At 64.5% G+C, this 15,619-nt stretch carries 15 protein-coding genes; 5 read left to right on the forward strand and 10 right to left on the reverse strand.

Features of this window, described 5'->3' with window-relative positions; all coding sequences use genetic code 11:
- Window positions 1–137: 137 nt before the first annotated feature.
- From CIT37_RS27100 to CIT37_RS27130, 7 genes are all read right to left on the reverse strand, one after another.
- Complete coding sequence (locus CIT37_RS27100) at window positions 138–1,940, reverse strand: adenine deaminase (RefSeq protein WP_095426485.1); 1,803 nt, start codon at window positions 1,938–1,940, stop codon at window positions 138–140.
- Window positions 1,941–2,025: 85 nt separating this feature from the next.
- Window positions 2,026–2,826: an NYN domain-containing protein gene (locus tag CIT37_RS27105; protein ID WP_028143048.1), complete on the reverse strand. Its 801-nt coding sequence runs from the start codon at window positions 2,824–2,826 to the stop codon at window positions 2,026–2,028.
- A gap of 53 nt (window positions 2,827–2,879) precedes the next feature.
- A complete protein-coding gene (locus tag CIT37_RS27110) occupies window positions 2,880–4,379 on the reverse strand; it encodes a tripartite tricarboxylate transporter permease (protein WP_028143047.1) in 1,500 nt (499 codons plus the stop codon).
- Window positions 4,379–4,864, reverse strand: coding sequence for a tripartite tricarboxylate transporter TctB family protein (locus CIT37_RS27115; RefSeq protein ID WP_038947126.1), 486 nt, complete (start codon window positions 4,862–4,864; stop codon window positions 4,379–4,381). Before CIT37_RS27115 ends, CIT37_RS27110 begins: the two co-directional genes overlap by 1 nt.
- The gene (locus CIT37_RS27120) at window positions 4,861–5,829 is read right to left on the reverse strand and encodes a Bug family tripartite tricarboxylate transporter substrate binding protein (RefSeq protein WP_038947124.1); all 969 of its coding nucleotides are present in this window, start codon (window positions 5,827–5,829) and stop codon (window positions 4,861–4,863) included. Before CIT37_RS27120 ends, CIT37_RS27115 begins: the two co-directional genes overlap by 4 nt.
- A 106-nt stretch (window positions 5,830–5,935) precedes the next feature.
- A complete protein-coding gene (locus CIT37_RS27125) occupies window positions 5,936–6,775 on the reverse strand; it encodes an IclR family transcriptional regulator (protein WP_038947123.1) in 840 nt (279 codons plus the stop codon).
- A 56-nt stretch (window positions 6,776–6,831) separates the two neighbouring features.
- Window positions 6,832–8,961, reverse strand: a complete 2,130-nt coding sequence (locus CIT37_RS27130; RefSeq protein WP_095426484.1) for an acetate--CoA ligase family protein — start codon at window positions 8,959–8,961, stop codon at window positions 6,832–6,834.
- 351 nt (window positions 8,962–9,312) lie between these two features.
- Here CIT37_RS27130 and CIT37_RS27135 point away from each other — a divergent pair, with 351 nt between their 5' ends.
- From CIT37_RS27135 to CIT37_RS27150, 4 genes are all read left to right on the forward strand, one after another.
- Entirely contained in the window at window positions 9,313–10,008 is a 696-nt protein-coding gene (locus CIT37_RS27135) for a GntR family transcriptional regulator (protein ID WP_161966556.1), read from the forward strand.
- A 56-nt stretch (window positions 10,009–10,064) separates the two neighbouring features.
- Window positions 10,065–11,798 carry an oxalyl-CoA decarboxylase gene (gene oxc, locus CIT37_RS27140; protein WP_095426483.1) on the forward strand — a complete coding sequence of 578 codons (1,734 nt, stop codon included), beginning with the start codon at window positions 10,065–10,067 and terminating at the stop codon, window positions 11,796–11,798.
- 65 nt (window positions 11,799–11,863) lie between these two features.
- Window positions 11,864–13,141 carry a formyl-CoA transferase gene (gene frc / locus CIT37_RS27145; protein WP_018315863.1) on the forward strand — a complete coding sequence of 426 codons (1,278 nt, stop codon included), beginning with the start codon at window positions 11,864–11,866 and terminating at the stop codon, window positions 13,139–13,141.
- A gap of 289 nt (window positions 13,142–13,430) precedes the next feature.
- Complete coding sequence (locus tag CIT37_RS27150) at window positions 13,431–13,643, forward strand: hypothetical protein (RefSeq protein WP_028143041.1); 213 nt, start codon at window positions 13,431–13,433, stop codon at window positions 13,641–13,643.
- A gap of 72 nt (window positions 13,644–13,715) precedes the next feature.
- Here the strand turns inward: CIT37_RS27150 and CIT37_RS27155 are convergent, their stop codons facing one another.
- The 3 genes from CIT37_RS27155 to CIT37_RS27165 form a co-directional block, all read right to left on the reverse strand.
- Window positions 13,716–13,940, reverse strand: coding sequence for a hypothetical protein (locus CIT37_RS27155; protein WP_028143040.1), 225 nt, complete (start codon window positions 13,938–13,940; stop codon window positions 13,716–13,718).
- 56 nt (window positions 13,941–13,996) lie between these two features.
- A complete protein-coding gene (locus tag CIT37_RS27160; protein WP_028143039.1) occupies window positions 13,997–14,239 on the reverse strand; it encodes a hypothetical protein in 243 nt (80 codons plus the stop codon).
- A gap of 100 nt (window positions 14,240–14,339) precedes the next feature.
- Window positions 14,340–14,549, reverse strand: a complete 210-nt coding sequence (locus tag CIT37_RS27165; protein WP_028143038.1) for a cold-shock protein — start codon at window positions 14,547–14,549, stop codon at window positions 14,340–14,342.
- Window positions 14,550–14,894: 345 nt separating this feature from the next.
- Here CIT37_RS27165 and CIT37_RS27170 point away from each other — a divergent pair, with 345 nt between their 5' ends.
- Entirely contained in the window at window positions 14,895–15,584 is a 690-nt protein-coding gene (locus tag CIT37_RS27170; RefSeq protein WP_095426482.1) for a hypothetical protein, read from the forward strand.
- Window positions 15,585–15,619: the final 35 nt, after the last annotated feature.

Consider the following 15,619-nt stretch of genomic DNA (forward strand, 5'->3'; position numbering starts at 1 on the left):
AGTTGCGTCAGCGAGCGAGATCATCGGGTGCGCAGAAGCCGATCTCAACGAGATCGATTTTATTTTCCACGATGCGGCAGCCGCGGAAAAATAGCGGCGGTCTCAAACGGTTAGATCGAGAGTTGCATGAAAGCGGATCACTCGAACAGCGGCGCCAGTTCCATCTGCGGCACCAGCACCAGGCCCTTGTCGGTGATGCGAATTTCCGGAATGACCGATAGGGGAATCAAATTGAAGCCCATATAGGGGATGGTGCAGCCGGCCTCGGCCCATTCCTTCTTCAGCGCCTTGACCTCTTCGGCCACCTCCGTGACGCGCTTGTCCGAGAGAAGCCCCGCGATCGGCAGCGGAACCAGTGCCTTTACCTTGCCGTCGGCGACGACGCAGACGCCGCCCTGCTGGTCCTTGATGGCCGCGATCGCGACCTGCATATCGGGCTCGTTGGTACCGGCGACGATGATGTTGTGGCTGTCGTGTCCGACGCTGGAGGCGACCGCGCCGCGCTTGAGGCCAAAGTCCTTCAGCAGTCCGTAAGCGACGTTGCCGGCCGACTTGCCGTGGCGCTCGATGACTGTGACGAAGCACAGGCCGTAACGCGCGAACAGCGACGGCCAGTCCTTTGCTGGCTCGATCGCGACTTTGTCATGGATCAGCGTGATACCCGGCAACGCTGTTTTGATGGCATTGACGGTGCAGGCCTTCGCCGGCAGATCCGGCTTCAGCTTGACCTTCTCCGGCAGCTTCACGGTCGCGTAGGCTGCCTTTGGATATTGATAGCGGTGAGACAGCGCCTGATCGAGCAGCCCGGTGATCTCGCCGTTCTCGACCACGAGCTCGCCGCCATACCAGGTGCATTGTGGCTTGAGCTGGTCGTCCATCAGCACGAGATCGGCGCGGCGGCCGCCGCCGAGGCCACCGATGTCGCCGTCCATGCCGAAGCGCGTGGCGCCATGCAGCGAGCCCATCGACCAGGCCTGCTCCGGCGACATCCCCGCCTTCACGGCCTCGCGCACCACCCAGTCGAGACCGAACATCAGGAGATCGTCGGCGTCGCGGTCGTCGGTGCACACGGCCGTGCGCTTGTGCGAGGCGCCGAGCTCGGTGATGGTGCGGATCGCCTGTGGTAGCGAGTGCCAGGGCGTCGTCGGCGGACCACCGCGCAGGAATATCCAGACGCCGGCATCGAGCAGGTCGTCGGCGATGTCGCGGTCGATCGCCTCATGGGTATCCGTTACGCCGCTGGCCGCATAGGCCGCAACGAATTCGCGGCCGTAGACGTGGCCGGACACCGGACGTCCCCGCTTCAAGGCGGCAGCGAGGATGGCATGGCTGCGCTCGTCGCCCATCGTCACGGGCACGAAATCCATCTTTTCACCGAGCGCCACCGCCTCCGGCCAGCGGTCGAACAGACCGGCGATCTTGTCCGGTGTAAGGTCTCCTCCCGCCGTTTCGAGCTCGGCCGAAGTCGCAGGGACAGTCGACGGCACCGTCAAAAAGATCGAGAGCGGCGCCTCGCGCGCGTCTTCCAGCATCGCCTCCACGCCGGCGACATCCATGACGTTGCCGATCTCGTGGCTGTCGCAGAAGATCGTGGTGGTGCCGTTGAGCAGCGCGGCCTCCGCATAGGCGCAGGCCGTCACCATCGAGGATTCGATGTGGATGTGCGGATCGACCAGCCCGGGTGCGATGACGCCGCCAGCGGCATCGTAGAGCGCCACGTTGGGCCAGATCTTCGTTGCCGCGCCTGATGGCTTCACCGCCGCGATGCGCCCGCCGGTGATCCAGACCTCCCGACCGGGATGGATGCGTTCCGAATAGGTCGAGAGCACCCGCGCGCCGGAAATGACCAGATCTGGCGCGAGACGCGCGGACGCGACATCGGCGAGGCGCCGGGTCATCGCATGCAGCGGGGCGACGGTGAAGCGGGTGAGTTTGGTCATCGGGACCCTCGCGCGGCGTTACGGCCCGGCGATGGTTACGCGCTGCACCAAACCGGGCAAGTGCAAATATGACGGCACGCCCTGCTTACGCCTTGGGCGCCGCACCGCCTGCCGTTCCCGACCTGGCAGATCGGCGCGGGTTCCGCGTTCTCGCCGGCGGCGCCGCAGCGGGTTTGACCCGGATTCGCATCGACCGGCCCTTCGGCTCATCGATCTCGAACGAATTCGTCTTCCGCACCAGGTCGCTCAGCTTGCGGAAGCCGTAGGTCCTCGGATCGAAATCGGAAGCGAGATTGGCGAGCTGCCGTCCGACTTCACCGAGCGCGACCCAGCCGTCCTCGCTCTCCATCTGCGTGATGACCTTCTTGATGATGGGCGTGGCGGCATCGGGCGGCTGAAGCGGCGCTGAGCGTGAAGATGCGTCCTGGGCGGTCGCCGTGCCGGCAAGCAGGTTCTCCGTATAGACGAACCGTCGGCAGGCCTGCCTGAAGCTTTCGGGCGTCTTCTGCTCGCCGAACCCAAAGACATCGATGCCCTGCTCCCGGATGCGGGCCGCCAGACGGGTAAAGTCGCTGTCGGATGACACCAGGCAGAAGCCGTCGAACCGGCCGCTGTGAAGCAGGTCCATGGCGTCGATGACCAGCGTGATGTCCGACGCGTTCTTGCCCGTCGTATAGGCGAACTGCTGCTGCGGGATGATGGCGTGCTTCGACAGAATGTCGGCCCACCCCCTGGACCGCGCGTTGGAGAAGTCGCCGTAGATACGGCGGACGCTGGCCTCGCCGATCTTGGCGATCTCCTCGAACAGTCCGTCCGCGATTTTTGCCGACGCATTGTCGGCATCGATCAGGACGGCGAGACGGGGCGAACGAAGTTCTGACGGCATGGAATGTCCCCACGAGATGGACGCAGCATCACAAGATGCCAGCGCCGGGATGACTAATCTTCGGTCGCCTTGAACCGGCCCAGCCCCTTCAACACGAAGGGCGCCAGCAGCGCGATCAGTGCCAGCGCCAGCAGCGTCGCCGAGATCGGGCTCTGCAGCAGCGTCATGGGATCGCCGAGGCTGATCGCGAGCGCCCTGCGCAACTGGCTCTCGGCGATCGGGCCGAGGATCAGGCCGACCACGACGGGGGCGATCGGAAAATCGAACCGGCGCATCAAAAAGCCGAGCACGCCGAAACCGGCGAGCATGGACAACTCGACCACCGACGGTTTTGCGGCGATGGTGCCCATGGTCGCGAATACGAGGATGCCGGCATAGAGCCATGGCTGCGGGATCGCAAGCAGCCGCACCCACAGGCCGACCAGCGGCAGATTGAGCACCAATAGCATCACGTTGGCGATGAACAGGCTCGCGATCAGGCCCCACACGAGATCAGGCCGCTCGGCGAACAGCAGCGGTCCCGGGTTGAGGCCGTATTGCTGGAAGCCCGCCAGCATCATCGCGGCCGTCGCCGAGGTCGGCAGTCCCAGCGTCAAGAGCGGCACCAGCGTGCCGGCGGCGGAGGCGTTGTTGGCGGCTTCCGGCCCCGCGACGCCTTCGATCGCGCCCTTGCCGAACTCTTCGGGATGCTTTGTGAGACGCTTCTCGGTCGAATAGGACAGGAAGGTCGGGATCTCAGCGCCGCCCGCCGGCAGCGCGCCGATCGGAAAGCCGAACATGGTGCCGCGCAGCCACGGCTTCCACGAACGCTTCCAGTCTTCCTTTGTCATCCACAGCGAGCCGCGCACCGGCTCGAGCTTCTCCTCGCTGTGGTGGCGGCGCGAGGCGACATAGAGCGCCTCACCCACTGCGAACAGGCCGACCGCGAGCGTCGTCACCTCGACGCCGTCGAGCAGTTCAGGAACGCCGAACGCAAGCCGCGCCTGACCGGTCAGCTTGTCGATGCCGACGAGGCCAAGCGTCAGGCCGATGAACAGGCTGGTCAGGCCGCGGATCGGGGAATCGCCGAAGGTCGCCGACACCGTGACGAAGGCGACGCACATCAGCGCGAAGTAATCCTCAGGACCGAAGCGCACGGCGAAATCGACCAGCCACGGCGCGAGGAAGGCCAGGCCGATGGTGGCGATGGTTCCGGCGACAAAGGAGCCGATCGCGGATGTCGCAAGCGCCGGCCCGCCGCGGCCGGCCTTGGCCATCTTGTTGCCTTCGAGCGCGGTCGCCATCGAGGCGCTCTCGCCGGGCGTGTTGATCAGGATCGCGGTGGTGGAGCCGCCATACATGCCGCCATAATAGATGCCGGCGAACATGATCAGCGAGCCGCCGGGATCTAGCTTGTAGGTGACCGGCAACAGCAGCGCGACCGTCAGCGCCGGGCCGATGCCGGGCAGCACGCCCACGGCGGTGCCGAGGAATACACCGATCAGGGCATAGAGCAGGTTCATCGGCTGAATGGCGACGGCCATGCCGTGCGCCAGCGCCGCAAAAGTGTCCATCACAGCAGTCGCTCCAGCGGGCCGGTCGGAAGGCTCAGCGTCAACAACCGGTCGAACGCGAGATAGATCAGGATCGACATCACGAGGGCGATGATGCTGTCGACGAGGATGGCACGGCGGCCGAAGGCGGCCGATGTCGTCACGAACAGCGCCGACGTCGCCAGGATGAAGCCGCCGCCAAAGCCGATGATGGCGATCAGCAGCGCAAGACCGATGAGGATCAGAACCACGGGCACGGGATCGGCGCTCTCGCGCGCCGGCAAATTGCCGCGCAGCGCGTCGATGAAATTGCCGATCGCAAGCAGCGCAAGGCCGCTGGCGATCACGACAGGCATCGCCTCCGGCCCCATGCCGTACATCGCGGTGGAGGACAGGCCGCGCGCGTCGAAGACCAGCACCGCGGCGAGGCCTGCGAGCAGTGCAGCGATGACGATGCCGGCGCGATCGACGCGCCGCGGCGGCTGGGCCGGATCGCCCGAGGTCATGACTTGACCAGGCCGACCGATTTCAGCACGTCGGTGACCCGCACGGTTTCCTTCTTCAGGAAGTCGGCGAAGGCGTCACCGCCGAGATAGGCGTCTTCCCAGCCCTTCTGCTTGAGGATTTCCTTCCAGGCGTCCGACTTCACCATCTTCTCGACCGCATCGCTCAGGGTTTTGCGCTGCTCCGGCGTGATGCCGGGAGGCGCCACCACCGAGCGCCAGTTGGCGATCACGAGGTCGATGCCCTGCTCCTTGAAGGTCGGGATGTCGCTGCCCTGGATGCGCTTCTCCGAGGTCACGCCGATCGCGCGCAGCTTGCCGGACTTGATCTGCCCTTCATATTCGCTGAGGCCCGAAATGCCCGCGGTGACCTTGCCGCCGAGGATCGCCGCCAGCGACTCGCCGCCGCCGGAGAACGGGATGTAGTTGATCTTCTTGGCATCGGCACCGACCGCGCCGGCGAATAACGCCGCCATCACATGGTCGACGCCGCCGGCCGAGCCGCCGGCGAAAGTCACCTTGGCGATATCGGCCTTCACCGCGGCGGCCAGATCCTGCGCAGTCTTGATCGGCGAATTCGCGGGAACCACGATCACCTGGATTTCCTCGGTGAGGCGCGCGATCGGCGTCACCTGCTCCAGCGTCACCGGCGACTTGTTCATGGCGAGCGCGCCCACCATGACGAAGCCGTTGACCATCATCTGGTTGCCGTCGCCCTTGGCGCCGTTGACGAATTGCGCGATGCCGACGCTGCCGCCGGCGCCGGGAACGTTGGTGACCTGCACGCTGCGCGCGACGCCCGCGGCCACCAGCGCCTGCTGCATGGAGCGCGCGGTCTGGTCCCAGCCGCCGCCCGGGGCCGCCGGCGCCATCAGCTTGAGCTCGAGCTGCTGGGCAAGGGACGGCGTCGCTGCCGCAAGGGTCAGCGCGACGGCTGCGCCGGCAAGGCGCGCGGAAAATTGAAACATGAGGACGCTCTCCAGGCTCATGCGGACGTTTGCCGCATTGTGTCGTTTGGTCGCATATCAGCCAAAACGGCCGATGCTGTCCAGCGACAGTGCCCGGGTTCCCCAGTTAGCGCGGCGCCGGCATGACCCCGCCGAGCGCGACCGTCAGCTCGCCGGCGACCTCGCGCACGATTTGGCCGATTTCCGGCAGCCTGTCGTCGGTCAGGCGGCTGGTCATGCCCGAGACTGAAATCGCCGCGAGCGGCTCGGCACAGTCGTTGTAGACCACTGCGGCAATACAGCGCAGCCCCATGCAGGCCTCTTCATCGTCGAGCGCAAAACCCTGCTTGCGGATTTTTTCGAGCTCCTTGAACAGGTCGCTCGGCCGCACGATCGACTTCTCGGTCAGCCGGGGCATGCCGTGATGGCGGATGACGGCGCCGACGTCCTCATCGGAATAGGTTGCGAGCACGGCCTTGCCGACGCCCGACGTCACCATGGGGACGCGGCCGCCGACCAGGGTCAGCGAGCGCATGATCTCGCGGCTCTCCATGCGGGTCAGCACGATGATGAACTCGTCGTCGACCACGGCGAGATTGGCGGTCTCGCGGGTGAGATCGCGCAGCTTGCGCAAGTAAGGAATCGCCTGCGCGGAAAAATTGCGCCGCCGCGCAAAGCTCGCACCCACCGTGAAGGCGCGCGAGCCGACATGCCATTTTGATTGCGTGCGGTCGAACTGCACGAAGCGGCGGCTCTCCAGCGTCGCCAGCAGGCGGTGCACCGTGGAAGCCGACAGGCCGGTCCGCACCGCGAGATCGCTGAGGCGATAGCCTTCGTCGTCCTCGGCCAGCGTTTCGAGGATCGACAGCGCGCGATCGACGGACTGCACGCCGCCGTCGCGCGTGTCGTTGTCGGCCTCCGATGATCGAGGCTCGAGCGATTTGCGCCGGATCACGTTCTTGCTCATCGCGACCTGACAGTTGTCACCTCTCCCCGCGAGCGAGGAGAGGTGAAGTCTTCGTCTCAGAGCAGCCCTGCCCCGCGCGCCCATTTGTACTTGGCGCCGAGGACCTCGACCGGAAGCTCGGTCGAGTAGGCGTAGGCCGGGATGCCGTTCTGGTAGAGATATTCGGCGGCTTCCTCGACCTCGACGTCGCCCGCGAGCGAGGCGACGATCGGCTTCACGAAGCCCTTGGCCTCCATCTCCTTCTTCACCTCGACCATGTTGCGGGCGAACACCATCGGCGGCGTGACGATGGTGTGCCAGTAGCCGAGGATCAGCGAATGGATGCGCTCGTCCGAGAGGCCGAGCTTCACCGTGTTGACGTAGGTGATCGGAGGCTCGCCGCCGGTGATATCCACAGGATTTCCGGCAGCCCCGAACGGCGGGATGAACTTGCGGAAGGCCGCATCCAGATCCGCCGGCATCGACATCAGCGACAGGCCATTGTCGACGCAGGAGTCCGACAGCAGCACGCCGGAGCCGCCCGCACCGGTGATGATCAGCACGTTCTCGCCCTTCGGCGTCGGCAGCACCGGCACGCCGCGGGCGAATTCGAGCAGTTGCCGCAGCGAACGAGCGCGGATCACGCCGGACTGCGCCAGGACGTCCTCGTAGATCTTGTCGTTACCGGCGAGCGCGCCGGTATGCGACGAGGCCGCCTTGGCGCCCGCCGAGGTGCGGCCGGCCTTGAGCACGACGACCGGCTTCTTCTTGGAGACGCGCTTGGCGGCTTCCGCGAAGGCGCGGCCGTCCTTGAGGTCCTCGCAGTGCTGCGCGATCAAATTGGTGTTCGGATCCTGCTCGAAGAAGGCGAGCAGATCGTCCTCGTCGATATCGGACTTGTTGCCGAGGCCGACGATGGCCGAGACGCCCATCTTGGCCGAGCGCGAGAAGCCGATGATGGCCATGCCGATGCCGCCCGACTGCGACGACAGCGCCGCGTGGCCCTTGACGTCGTAGGCGGTGCAGAAGGTCGCGCAGAGATTGGCGGGCGTATAATAGAAGCCGTAGATGTTCGGCCCCATCAGGCGGATGTCGTATTTCTTGCCGACCTCGACGATCTCGGCCTGCAGCTCCGGCGCACCGGCTTCGGCGAAGCCCGACGGGATCAGCACCGCGCCCGGGATTTTCTTCTCGCCGCATTCGGTGAGCGCGGCCGCCACGAACTTCGCGGGGATCGCGAACACGGCCGTGTCGATCACGCCCGGCACGTCCTTGACGCTCTTATAGGCCTTGTAGCCGAGGATCTCGGCGGCCTTGGGATGGATCGGATAGATGTCGCCCTTGTAGCCGCCGTTGATGAGGTTCTTCATCACGGAGTTGCCGATCTTGCCGTCTTCGGCGGAGGCGCCGACCACGGCGACTGCCTTCGGCTGCATGATGCGGCTCATCGCCGCGACGATCTCCTCGGTCGGGCGCGGCTTCGGCTTCGGCACATAGGCGAAGTCGACGACGATGCGCACGTCGGCGGCGGTGGCGCCCTTCGCCGTCGCGAACACCGGATTGAGGTCGAGCTCGACGATTTCAGGGAAATCGGTCACGAGCTGCGAGACCTTGACGATGACATCGGCGAGCGCGTTGCGGTTCACCGGCTCGCCGCCGCGCACGCCCTTGAGGATCTCATGCGCCTGGATGCCGTCGAGCATCGAGAGCGCGTCTTCCTTGGTCGCGGGCGCGAGACGGAAGGTGATGTCCTTGAGCACTTCGACCAGCACGCCGCCGAGGCCGAAGGCGACCAGCTTGCCGAACGAACCATCGGTGATCGAGCCGACGATGACCTCGGTGCCGCCGGCCAGCATCTGCTGCACCTGGACGCCGTCGATCTTGGCGTCGGCCTTGTACTTCCTGGCGTTGCCCAGAATGGTCTCGTAGGCCTTTTCGGCATCTTCGGCGGTCTTGAGGCCGACGATGACGCCGCCCGCTTCGGTCTTGTGGAGAATGTCCGGCGAGACGATCTTCATCACCACCGGGAAGCCCATCGACGAGGCCATCTTGCCGGCCTCGCCCGCCGACTTCGCCACGCCCTCCTTCGGCACCGGAATGCCATAGGCGTCGCAGACCAGCTTGCCTTCCGGGGCCGTCAGGCTGGTGCGGTTGTCCGCCTTGACCTGGTCAAGCACCTTGCGGACGGCTTCTTTGGAATTGGACATGTGGCTTCTCCCTTGACCTCAGTTCGTTCTTTTCAAAGCGCGCGCGTGGTTTTGCGGCTGCCCGTGATGCTTGCCATTCGCCGCGCTCTGTTCCATTCCGCGGAACGGAGCGGCATAAGCGCCAGATTACTCCGCCGCCGTGGATCAAAAATGGCTGGCGATGGCATTTGGTATGCCAGAAGCCAACTTGTCAAGCTGCGGCATCGCTTAGAACGCCGCAAAAAATAGCCAGCTTGACATTCTGGCATGTGGTATGCCAAAAACTTTCCCGTTAATAATCCTGTAAAAGACGACTCCCACTGGAGGAGATTCGTCGTGTCACTGCGGAAACCAACCAAGGCGTTGCCGAACATGGCCGAGGCAGATATCGCAATCGTTCGTATTGCCCCGGAGAGCAGCTTCAAGAACAAGGCGTATGACGCCTTGAAGGAAGCCATCCTCAGGATGGACATCTATTCGACGCCCGAGCCGGTGATGCTCGACGAGCGCGCGCTGTCCGAACGTCTGGGTGTCAGCCGCACCCCGATCCGCGAAGCGATCGCGATGCTAGAGCAGGACGGTTTCGTGAAGACGGTGCCGCGCCGCGGCATCATGGTGGTGCGCCGGACCAAGAGCGAGATCGTCGACATGATCCGCGCCTGGGCGGCGCTGGAGAGCATGGCTGCGCGCCTCATCACCACCACTGCGCGCAAGAAGGACATCACGGCGCTGCGTGACTACTTCAAGGATTTCGGCAAGGACCGCCTGCCCGAGGATCACGTCGAGGAATATTCGCGCGCCAACATCGCCTTCCATCAGGCGCTGATCTCGCTGTCGGAATCGCCGGTGCTGGTCGATCTCACCAACGACCTGCTGCTGCACGTGCGCGGCTATCGCCAGCTGACCATCGGACGCAAGGACCGCACTGCGACCTCGCTGCCCGAGCATCTCGGCATGATCGAAGCACTGGAGGCACGCGACACCGAGCTCGCCGAAAAGCGTGCCCGCGACCACACTCTCGGCCTTGCCGCTTACGTCGAAGCGCACGGCCAGGAACTGTTTACGTAACCTAGCAACGTTCACCAGAAGGGCGAACAATTCGCCCCTCCAGGGAGACAAGGCCCATGCTGAATACCGCGACCAAGTCCGAGGCACCGGGCACCGAGCAGGAGCTGACGGATGGCTTTCATCTCGTCATCGACGCGCTCAAGCTGAACGGCATCAACACCATCTATAATGTGCCGGGCATCCCGATCACGGATTTGGGCCGCATGGCGCAGGCCGAGGGCATCCGCGTGATCTCGTTCCGCCACGAGCAGAACGCCGGTTACGCCGCAGGCATCGCCGGCTACCTCACCAAGAAGCCCGGCGTCTGCCTCACGGTCTCCGCGCCCGGCTTCCTCAACGGTCTCACGGCACTCGCCCACGCCACCACCAACTGCTACCCGATGATCCTGGTCTCGGGCTCTTCGGAGCGCGAGATCGTCGACCTGCAGCAGGGCGACTACGAAGAGATGGACCAGCTCGCGATTGCCAAGCCCCTGTGCAAGGCGGCCTATCGCGTGCTGCACGCCCAGGACATCGGCATCGGCCTGGCCCGCGCCATCCGCGCCGCGGTCTCGGGCCGTCCGGGCGGCGTCTATCTCGACCTGCCGGCCAAGCTGTTCGGCCAGGTGATGAGCGCCGATGCCGGCCAGAGGTCGCTGGTCAAGGTGATTGATGCTGCGCCCGCGCAGATCCCCTCGCCCGCTTCGGTCAAGCGTGCGCTCGACGTGCTCAAGGGTGCCAAGCGTCCGCTCATCATCCTCGGCAAGGGCGCGGCCTACGCGCAGGCCGACGAAGAGATCAAATCCTTCGTCGAGAAGAGCGGCGTGCCCTTCCTGCCGATGAGCATGGCCAAGGGCCTCCTGCCCGACACCCATCCGCAGTGCGCCGGTGCGGCCCGCTCGACCGTGCTGAAGGAATCCGACGTCGTCATGCTGATCGGTGCGCGGCTGAACTGGCTGCTCTCGCACGGCAAGGGCAAGAGCTGGGGCGAAGCGCCCAAGAAGTTCATCCAGGTCGATATCGAGCCGCGCGAGATGGACTCCAACGTCGAGATCGTCGCGCCCGTCGTCGGCGACATCGGCTCGGTCGTCTCCGCCTTCAACCAGGCGATGGCTTCCGGCTGGACCGCCCCGCCCGCCGAATGGACCAAGGCGATTTCGTCCAAGCGCGAAGAGAACGTCGCCAAGATGGCGCCGAAGCTCATGAACAACAAATCGCCGATGGACTATCACGGCGCGCTCGGCGTGCTGAAGAACGTCATCAAGGAGTACCCCGAGGCGATCCTCGTCAACGAAGGCGCCAACACGCTCGACCTCGCCCGCGGCGTCATCGACATGTACCGCCCTCGCAAGCGTCTCGACGTCGGCACCTGGGGCGTGATGGGCATCGGCATGGGCCAGGCGATTGCCGCCGCGCTCGAGACCGGTCACCCCGTGCTCGCAGTGGAAGGCGACTCGGCGTTCGGCTTCTCCGGCATGGAGGTCGAGACCATCTGCCGCTACAACCTGCCGATCTGCGTCGTCATCTTCAACAATGACGGCATCTATCGCGGCACCGACGTCAACGGCGCCAACGCCGATCCGGCGACGACGGTGTTCGTCAAGGGCGCGCGCTACGACAAGATGATGGAAGCCTTCGGCGGCGTCGGCGTGAATGCGACCTCGCCGGACGAGCTCAAGCGCGCCGTCAACGAAGCCATGAAGTCCGGCAAGCCGACGCTCATCAACGCGGTGATCGATCCGGCCGCGGGCTCGGAGAGCGGCCGCATAGGCAACCTCAATCCGCAGAGCGTTCTGCAGAAGAAGAAGTAAGTCCACCCCTCAACCCTTAATTCCCTGCGGTTGGCGGGGGCAGACACAGAGTACGGAGCAACACGATGACCAAAGCGCTTACGGGCGTTCGCATTCTCGACTTCACCCACGTTCAATCAGGACCGACCTGCACGCAGCTGCTCGCCTGGTTCGGCGCTGACGTGATCAAGGTGGAACGTCCGGGCGTGGGTGACATCACCCGCGGCCAGCTGCAGGACATCCCGAATGTGGACAGCCTGTATTTCACCATGCTCAACCACAACAAGCGCTCGATCACGCTCGACACCAAGAACCCCAAGGGCAAGGAAGTCCTCACCGAGCTGATCAAGAAGTGCGACGTGCTGGTGGAAAACTTCGGCCCCGGCGTGCTCGACCGCATGGGCTTCCCCTGGGAGAAGATCCAGGCCATCAACCCGAAGATGATCGTCGCCTCGATCAAGGGCTTCGGCCCCGGACCGTACGAAGACTGCAAGGTCTATGAGAACGTCGCCCAGTGCACCGGCGGCGCCGCCTCCACCACCGGCTTCCGCGACGGTCTTCCGCTCGTCACCGGCGCGCAGATCGGCGACAGCGGCACCGGCCTCCACCTCGCGCTCGGCATCGTCACCGCGCTCTACCAGCGCACCGTCACCGGCAAGGGCCAGAAGGTTACGGCTGCGATGCAGGACGGCGTACTCAACCTCGCCCGCGTCAAGCTGCGCGACCAGCAGCGCCTCGCCCATGGCCCGCTGAAGGAATACAGCCAGTACGGCGAAGGCATTCCGTTCGGCGACGCCGTGCCGCGCGCCGGCAATGATTCCGGCGGCGGCCAGCCCGGCCGCATCGTCAAGTGCAAAGGCTGGGAGACCGATCCCAACGCCTACCTCTATTTCATCACCCAGGCGCCGGTCTGGGAGAAGATCTGCGACGTGATCGGCGAACCCGGCTGGAAGACCCATCCCGACTACGCCAAGCCGCCGGCCCGGCTGTCGCGCCTCAACGAGATTTTTGCGCGCATCGAGCAGTGGACGATGACCAAGACCAAGTTCGAGGCGATGGAAATCCTCAACAAGGACGACATCCCCTGCGGCCCGATCCTGTCGATGAAGGAGATCATCGAGGACCAGTCGCTGCGCGCCACCGGTACCTTGGTCGAAGTCGACCACCCCACCCGCGGCAAGTACATTTCGGTCGGCAACCCGATCAAGCTGTCGGATAGCCCGAGCGACGTCGAGCGCTCCCCGCTGCTCGGCGAGCACACCGACGAGATCCTGCGCTCCGTGCTCGGCTTCAGCGACCACCAGGTCGCCGACATCCACAAGTCCGGCGCGCTCGACCCGCCGCAGAAGCAGGCCGCGGAGTAAGCAAGCTCGCTGCAAGCGCGAAAGGCCGCCGGTTTCGGCGGCCTTTTTGTTCGGGCCAAAGGAACCGAACCGCATACCGGCCGTTACTTCTTCGACCGGCATGCTCTCAGAAATGCGAACGTGCCGCCTCCACGGCGAGTGACCGAACCTCGCGCCAGACCCGCCCAACACTGAAGGATGATCCACCCTCCCGTTCGGAGGGTGACCAATCAATCCATATCGGCTTGCAGGCGGGAGGCGTCGCGTCAGGCGCTCCCGGGCTACGCCCATTGATCGAAGTGAGGTCGAAATGTTGAGAGATCAATCCTCTGATCGGGCCAAGCGCGAAGCCAACAAGGCGTTCAAGCCAGTCAAGACGCAGAAGCCGATGAACGACTATGCCAAGGACCAGCACTCCCTCAACGAGAACCGCGAGCGGCTCAAAGCGGAGCGATTGGCCCGCGAGGCGAAGTCGAAAGAGCAGCTTGAAAAAGAGCTGCTTGAAAAAGGCTTGCCCGAATAGGAAGCGTCTTGTCGCTGGTTACGATCTGCATCCGGCCGGCTGAAAACCGCCGTACGTTTTCCGGATCATGCTCTAGAGCATCGAGAGAAGGACGACGCCGTCCTCGAGCTCCCCGGACGCCAGCCGGGTCCGCGCGATGCGCTCAAACTCGGTGCGGTGCTTCTGAAGATAGCTGAAGGCCTGTTTCTGCGTTTGGAACGTGGTCGCGAGCCGGCACATCTGTCGGCCAGCGCCAAGCGCCAGAAAAAAGGTGATTGTGCCACCGCCGTCCGACTTGGCTCTAGGCACGACCCGCACTCTTCGGCATGTGACCGGTCCTCTCCAGATTTCATCGGTGGCGCTGCTGAAGTCGATTATTGCGGCGGCTTCCTCTTGCGCTTCGTCGGGGGCGATGCCGGCAACGATGCTCGAAGGGTCGCGTCGGCCGCTTCCTTGGCTTCGCGCAGTTCGCGCAGCCGCGCCATGTTCTTGCGAACGTCGACCGCCTGTTTTACGGCATCCGCCATGGCGCGCGCTCCTTCTTCAGCCGCCAATCGTTGGCGGTTGGAACGCGCGATACCTTCGGGTGACGGTTCTGCCGATTTCCTGGCGCTCATCCCTCACCCTGCTCCGAAAACAGACAAAACCCGCTCAATCCCTAGGATCGAGCGGGCAGCGTGGCCGTTTCAGTACATCCGTGAAACGGCACCAGGGAGCTCAGGCCAGCGAGAGATTCTCTGCGCTGACTTTGCCCCGCATCTTGTCGGTCTTGGCCTCGAAGTTGACCTTTTGGCCTTCAGCGAGACCCGCAAGACCAGCCCGCTCGACCGCGCTGATGTGAACGAACACATCTTGGCCGCCGTCGTCGGGCTGAATGAATCCAAAGCCTTTCTGGCCGTTGAACCACTTCACGGTACCTGTCGTCATTTTCTTCTCCAAAGCGCGCAAGCGCACATTCCGCGTGACGCTCACGCAGAACCAATTCAATTCGTCGATGTCTCTGGAAAAGGAGCCCGCGGGCGCATTCAACAAGGCACAGCGGCTGAACGAACAACTTTTAAGGTATACCTCACCGTCTCTACTTGCAAGGCTTGTCCAAGCTTAATTCCACCAGCACCTCGGCGGAACATTCCCAGGTTTGAGACGACTACGCGGGGCCTCCCTCTGGCGAAACGCTGAGGAGTTGAACGAGGAACGGCTGCGGAATTGTGGCTTCCGCTGACGAGGCGTAGACATTGGGGCTGATCTTGCTGCGCAGGATGGGAGGTCACCATGTCACTACTGGGCAAGGCCGCCGTCGCGATGTGGTGGAGCGTTCGCCCCGAACAGCGCAGCGAGTTCGGCGACTGGCATTCGCATGAGCACTTTCCGGAGCGGATGAGCATTCCCGGTTTCCGGCGCGGCTCGCGCTGGACCAGCACGACGGACGCAGAGGGCTTCTTCGTGCTCTACGAGCTCGAACAGTATGAGGTGCTCACGTCGAGCGGATATCTCGACCGGCTCAATGCGCCGACGCCGTGGTCGGCGAAGATGATGCCGCATCATCTCGGCATGGTCCGCAGCCAGTGCCGGGTGGCGTCGAGCTTCGGCGGCGGTGTGGCGACATCGCTGGCAACCATCAGGCTGTCGCCCCAGGCCGGACGGGAGACGGAGCTTCAAACGCGCCTCTCGGAAACGCTCAGCGCATTGGCGCTGCAGCCGGGGCTGACAGGCGCCCACCTCCTCTTCACCGACACGCCTCGCACGAGCGCGCCCACCACAGAGCAGCAGATCCGCGGCAGGGACGGCGCTGCCGACTGGATCGTCCTGCTGTCGGGTTACGATGCCGATGTGGTTGACGCCGGGGTCGCCGGCCAATTCTCGCCGTCGTCGCTTCACGCGGCGGGTGCTCGCGAGGATATCAAGATCGGCCGCTACAGGCTGACATTCACGATGACGCCACAGGATGTCGCAGCGATCTAGCAACCCGGCCAGAAGGACCGCCGACAAAAAAAACG

Source organism: Bradyrhizobium ottawaense, from assembly GCF_002278135.3.
GTDB classification, from domain to species: domain Bacteria; phylum Pseudomonadota; class Alphaproteobacteria; order Rhizobiales; family Xanthobacteraceae; genus Bradyrhizobium; species Bradyrhizobium ottawaense.

What these genes read in the sequence shown, in the direction of transcription:
- CIT37_RS27100 (WP_095426485.1), bottom strand. Translation starts at nt 1,940, where the DNA reads ATGACCAAACTCACCCGCTTCACCGTCGCCCCGCTGCATGCGATGACC.
- CIT37_RS27105 (WP_028143048.1), bottom strand. Translation starts at nt 2,826, where the DNA reads ATGCCGTCAGAACTTCGTTCGCCCCGTCTCGCCGTCCTGATCGATGCC.
- CIT37_RS27110 (WP_028143047.1), bottom strand. Translation starts at nt 4,379, where the DNA reads ATGGACACTTTTGCGGCGCTGGCGCACGGCATGGCCGTCGCCATTCAG.
- CIT37_RS27115 (WP_038947126.1), bottom strand. Translation starts at nt 4,864, where the DNA reads ATGACCTCGGGCGATCCGGCCCAGCCGCCGCGGCGCGTCGATCGCGCC.
- CIT37_RS27120 (WP_038947124.1), bottom strand. Translation starts at nt 5,829, where the DNA reads ATGTTTCAATTTTCCGCGCGCCTTGCCGGCGCAGCCGTCGCGCTGACC.
- CIT37_RS27125 (WP_038947123.1), bottom strand. Translation starts at nt 6,775, where the DNA reads ATGAGCAAGAACGTGATCCGGCGCAAATCGCTCGAGCCTCGATCATCG.
- CIT37_RS27130 (WP_095426484.1), bottom strand. Translation starts at nt 8,961, where the DNA reads ATGTCCAATTCCAAAGAAGCCGTCCGCAAGGTGCTTGACCAGGTCAAG.
- CIT37_RS27135 (WP_161966556.1), top strand. Translation starts at nt 9,313, where the DNA reads ATGGCCGAGGCAGATATCGCAATCGTTCGTATTGCCCCGGAGAGCAGC.
- oxc (WP_095426483.1), top strand. Translation starts at nt 10,065, where the DNA reads ATGCTGAATACCGCGACCAAGTCCGAGGCACCGGGCACCGAGCAGGAG.
- frc (WP_018315863.1), top strand. Translation starts at nt 11,864, where the DNA reads ATGACCAAAGCGCTTACGGGCGTTCGCATTCTCGACTTCACCCACGTT.
- CIT37_RS27150 (WP_028143041.1), top strand. Translation starts at nt 13,431, where the DNA reads ATGTTGAGAGATCAATCCTCTGATCGGGCCAAGCGCGAAGCCAACAAG.
- CIT37_RS27160 (WP_028143039.1), bottom strand. Translation starts at nt 14,239, where the DNA reads ATGAGCGCCAGGAAATCGGCAGAACCGTCACCCGAAGGTATCGCGCGT.
- CIT37_RS27165 (WP_028143038.1), bottom strand. Translation starts at nt 14,549, where the DNA reads ATGACGACAGGTACCGTGAAGTGGTTCAACGGCCAGAAAGGCTTTGGA.
- CIT37_RS27170 (WP_095426482.1), top strand. Translation starts at nt 14,895, where the DNA reads ATGTCACTACTGGGCAAGGCCGCCGTCGCGATGTGGTGGAGCGTTCGC.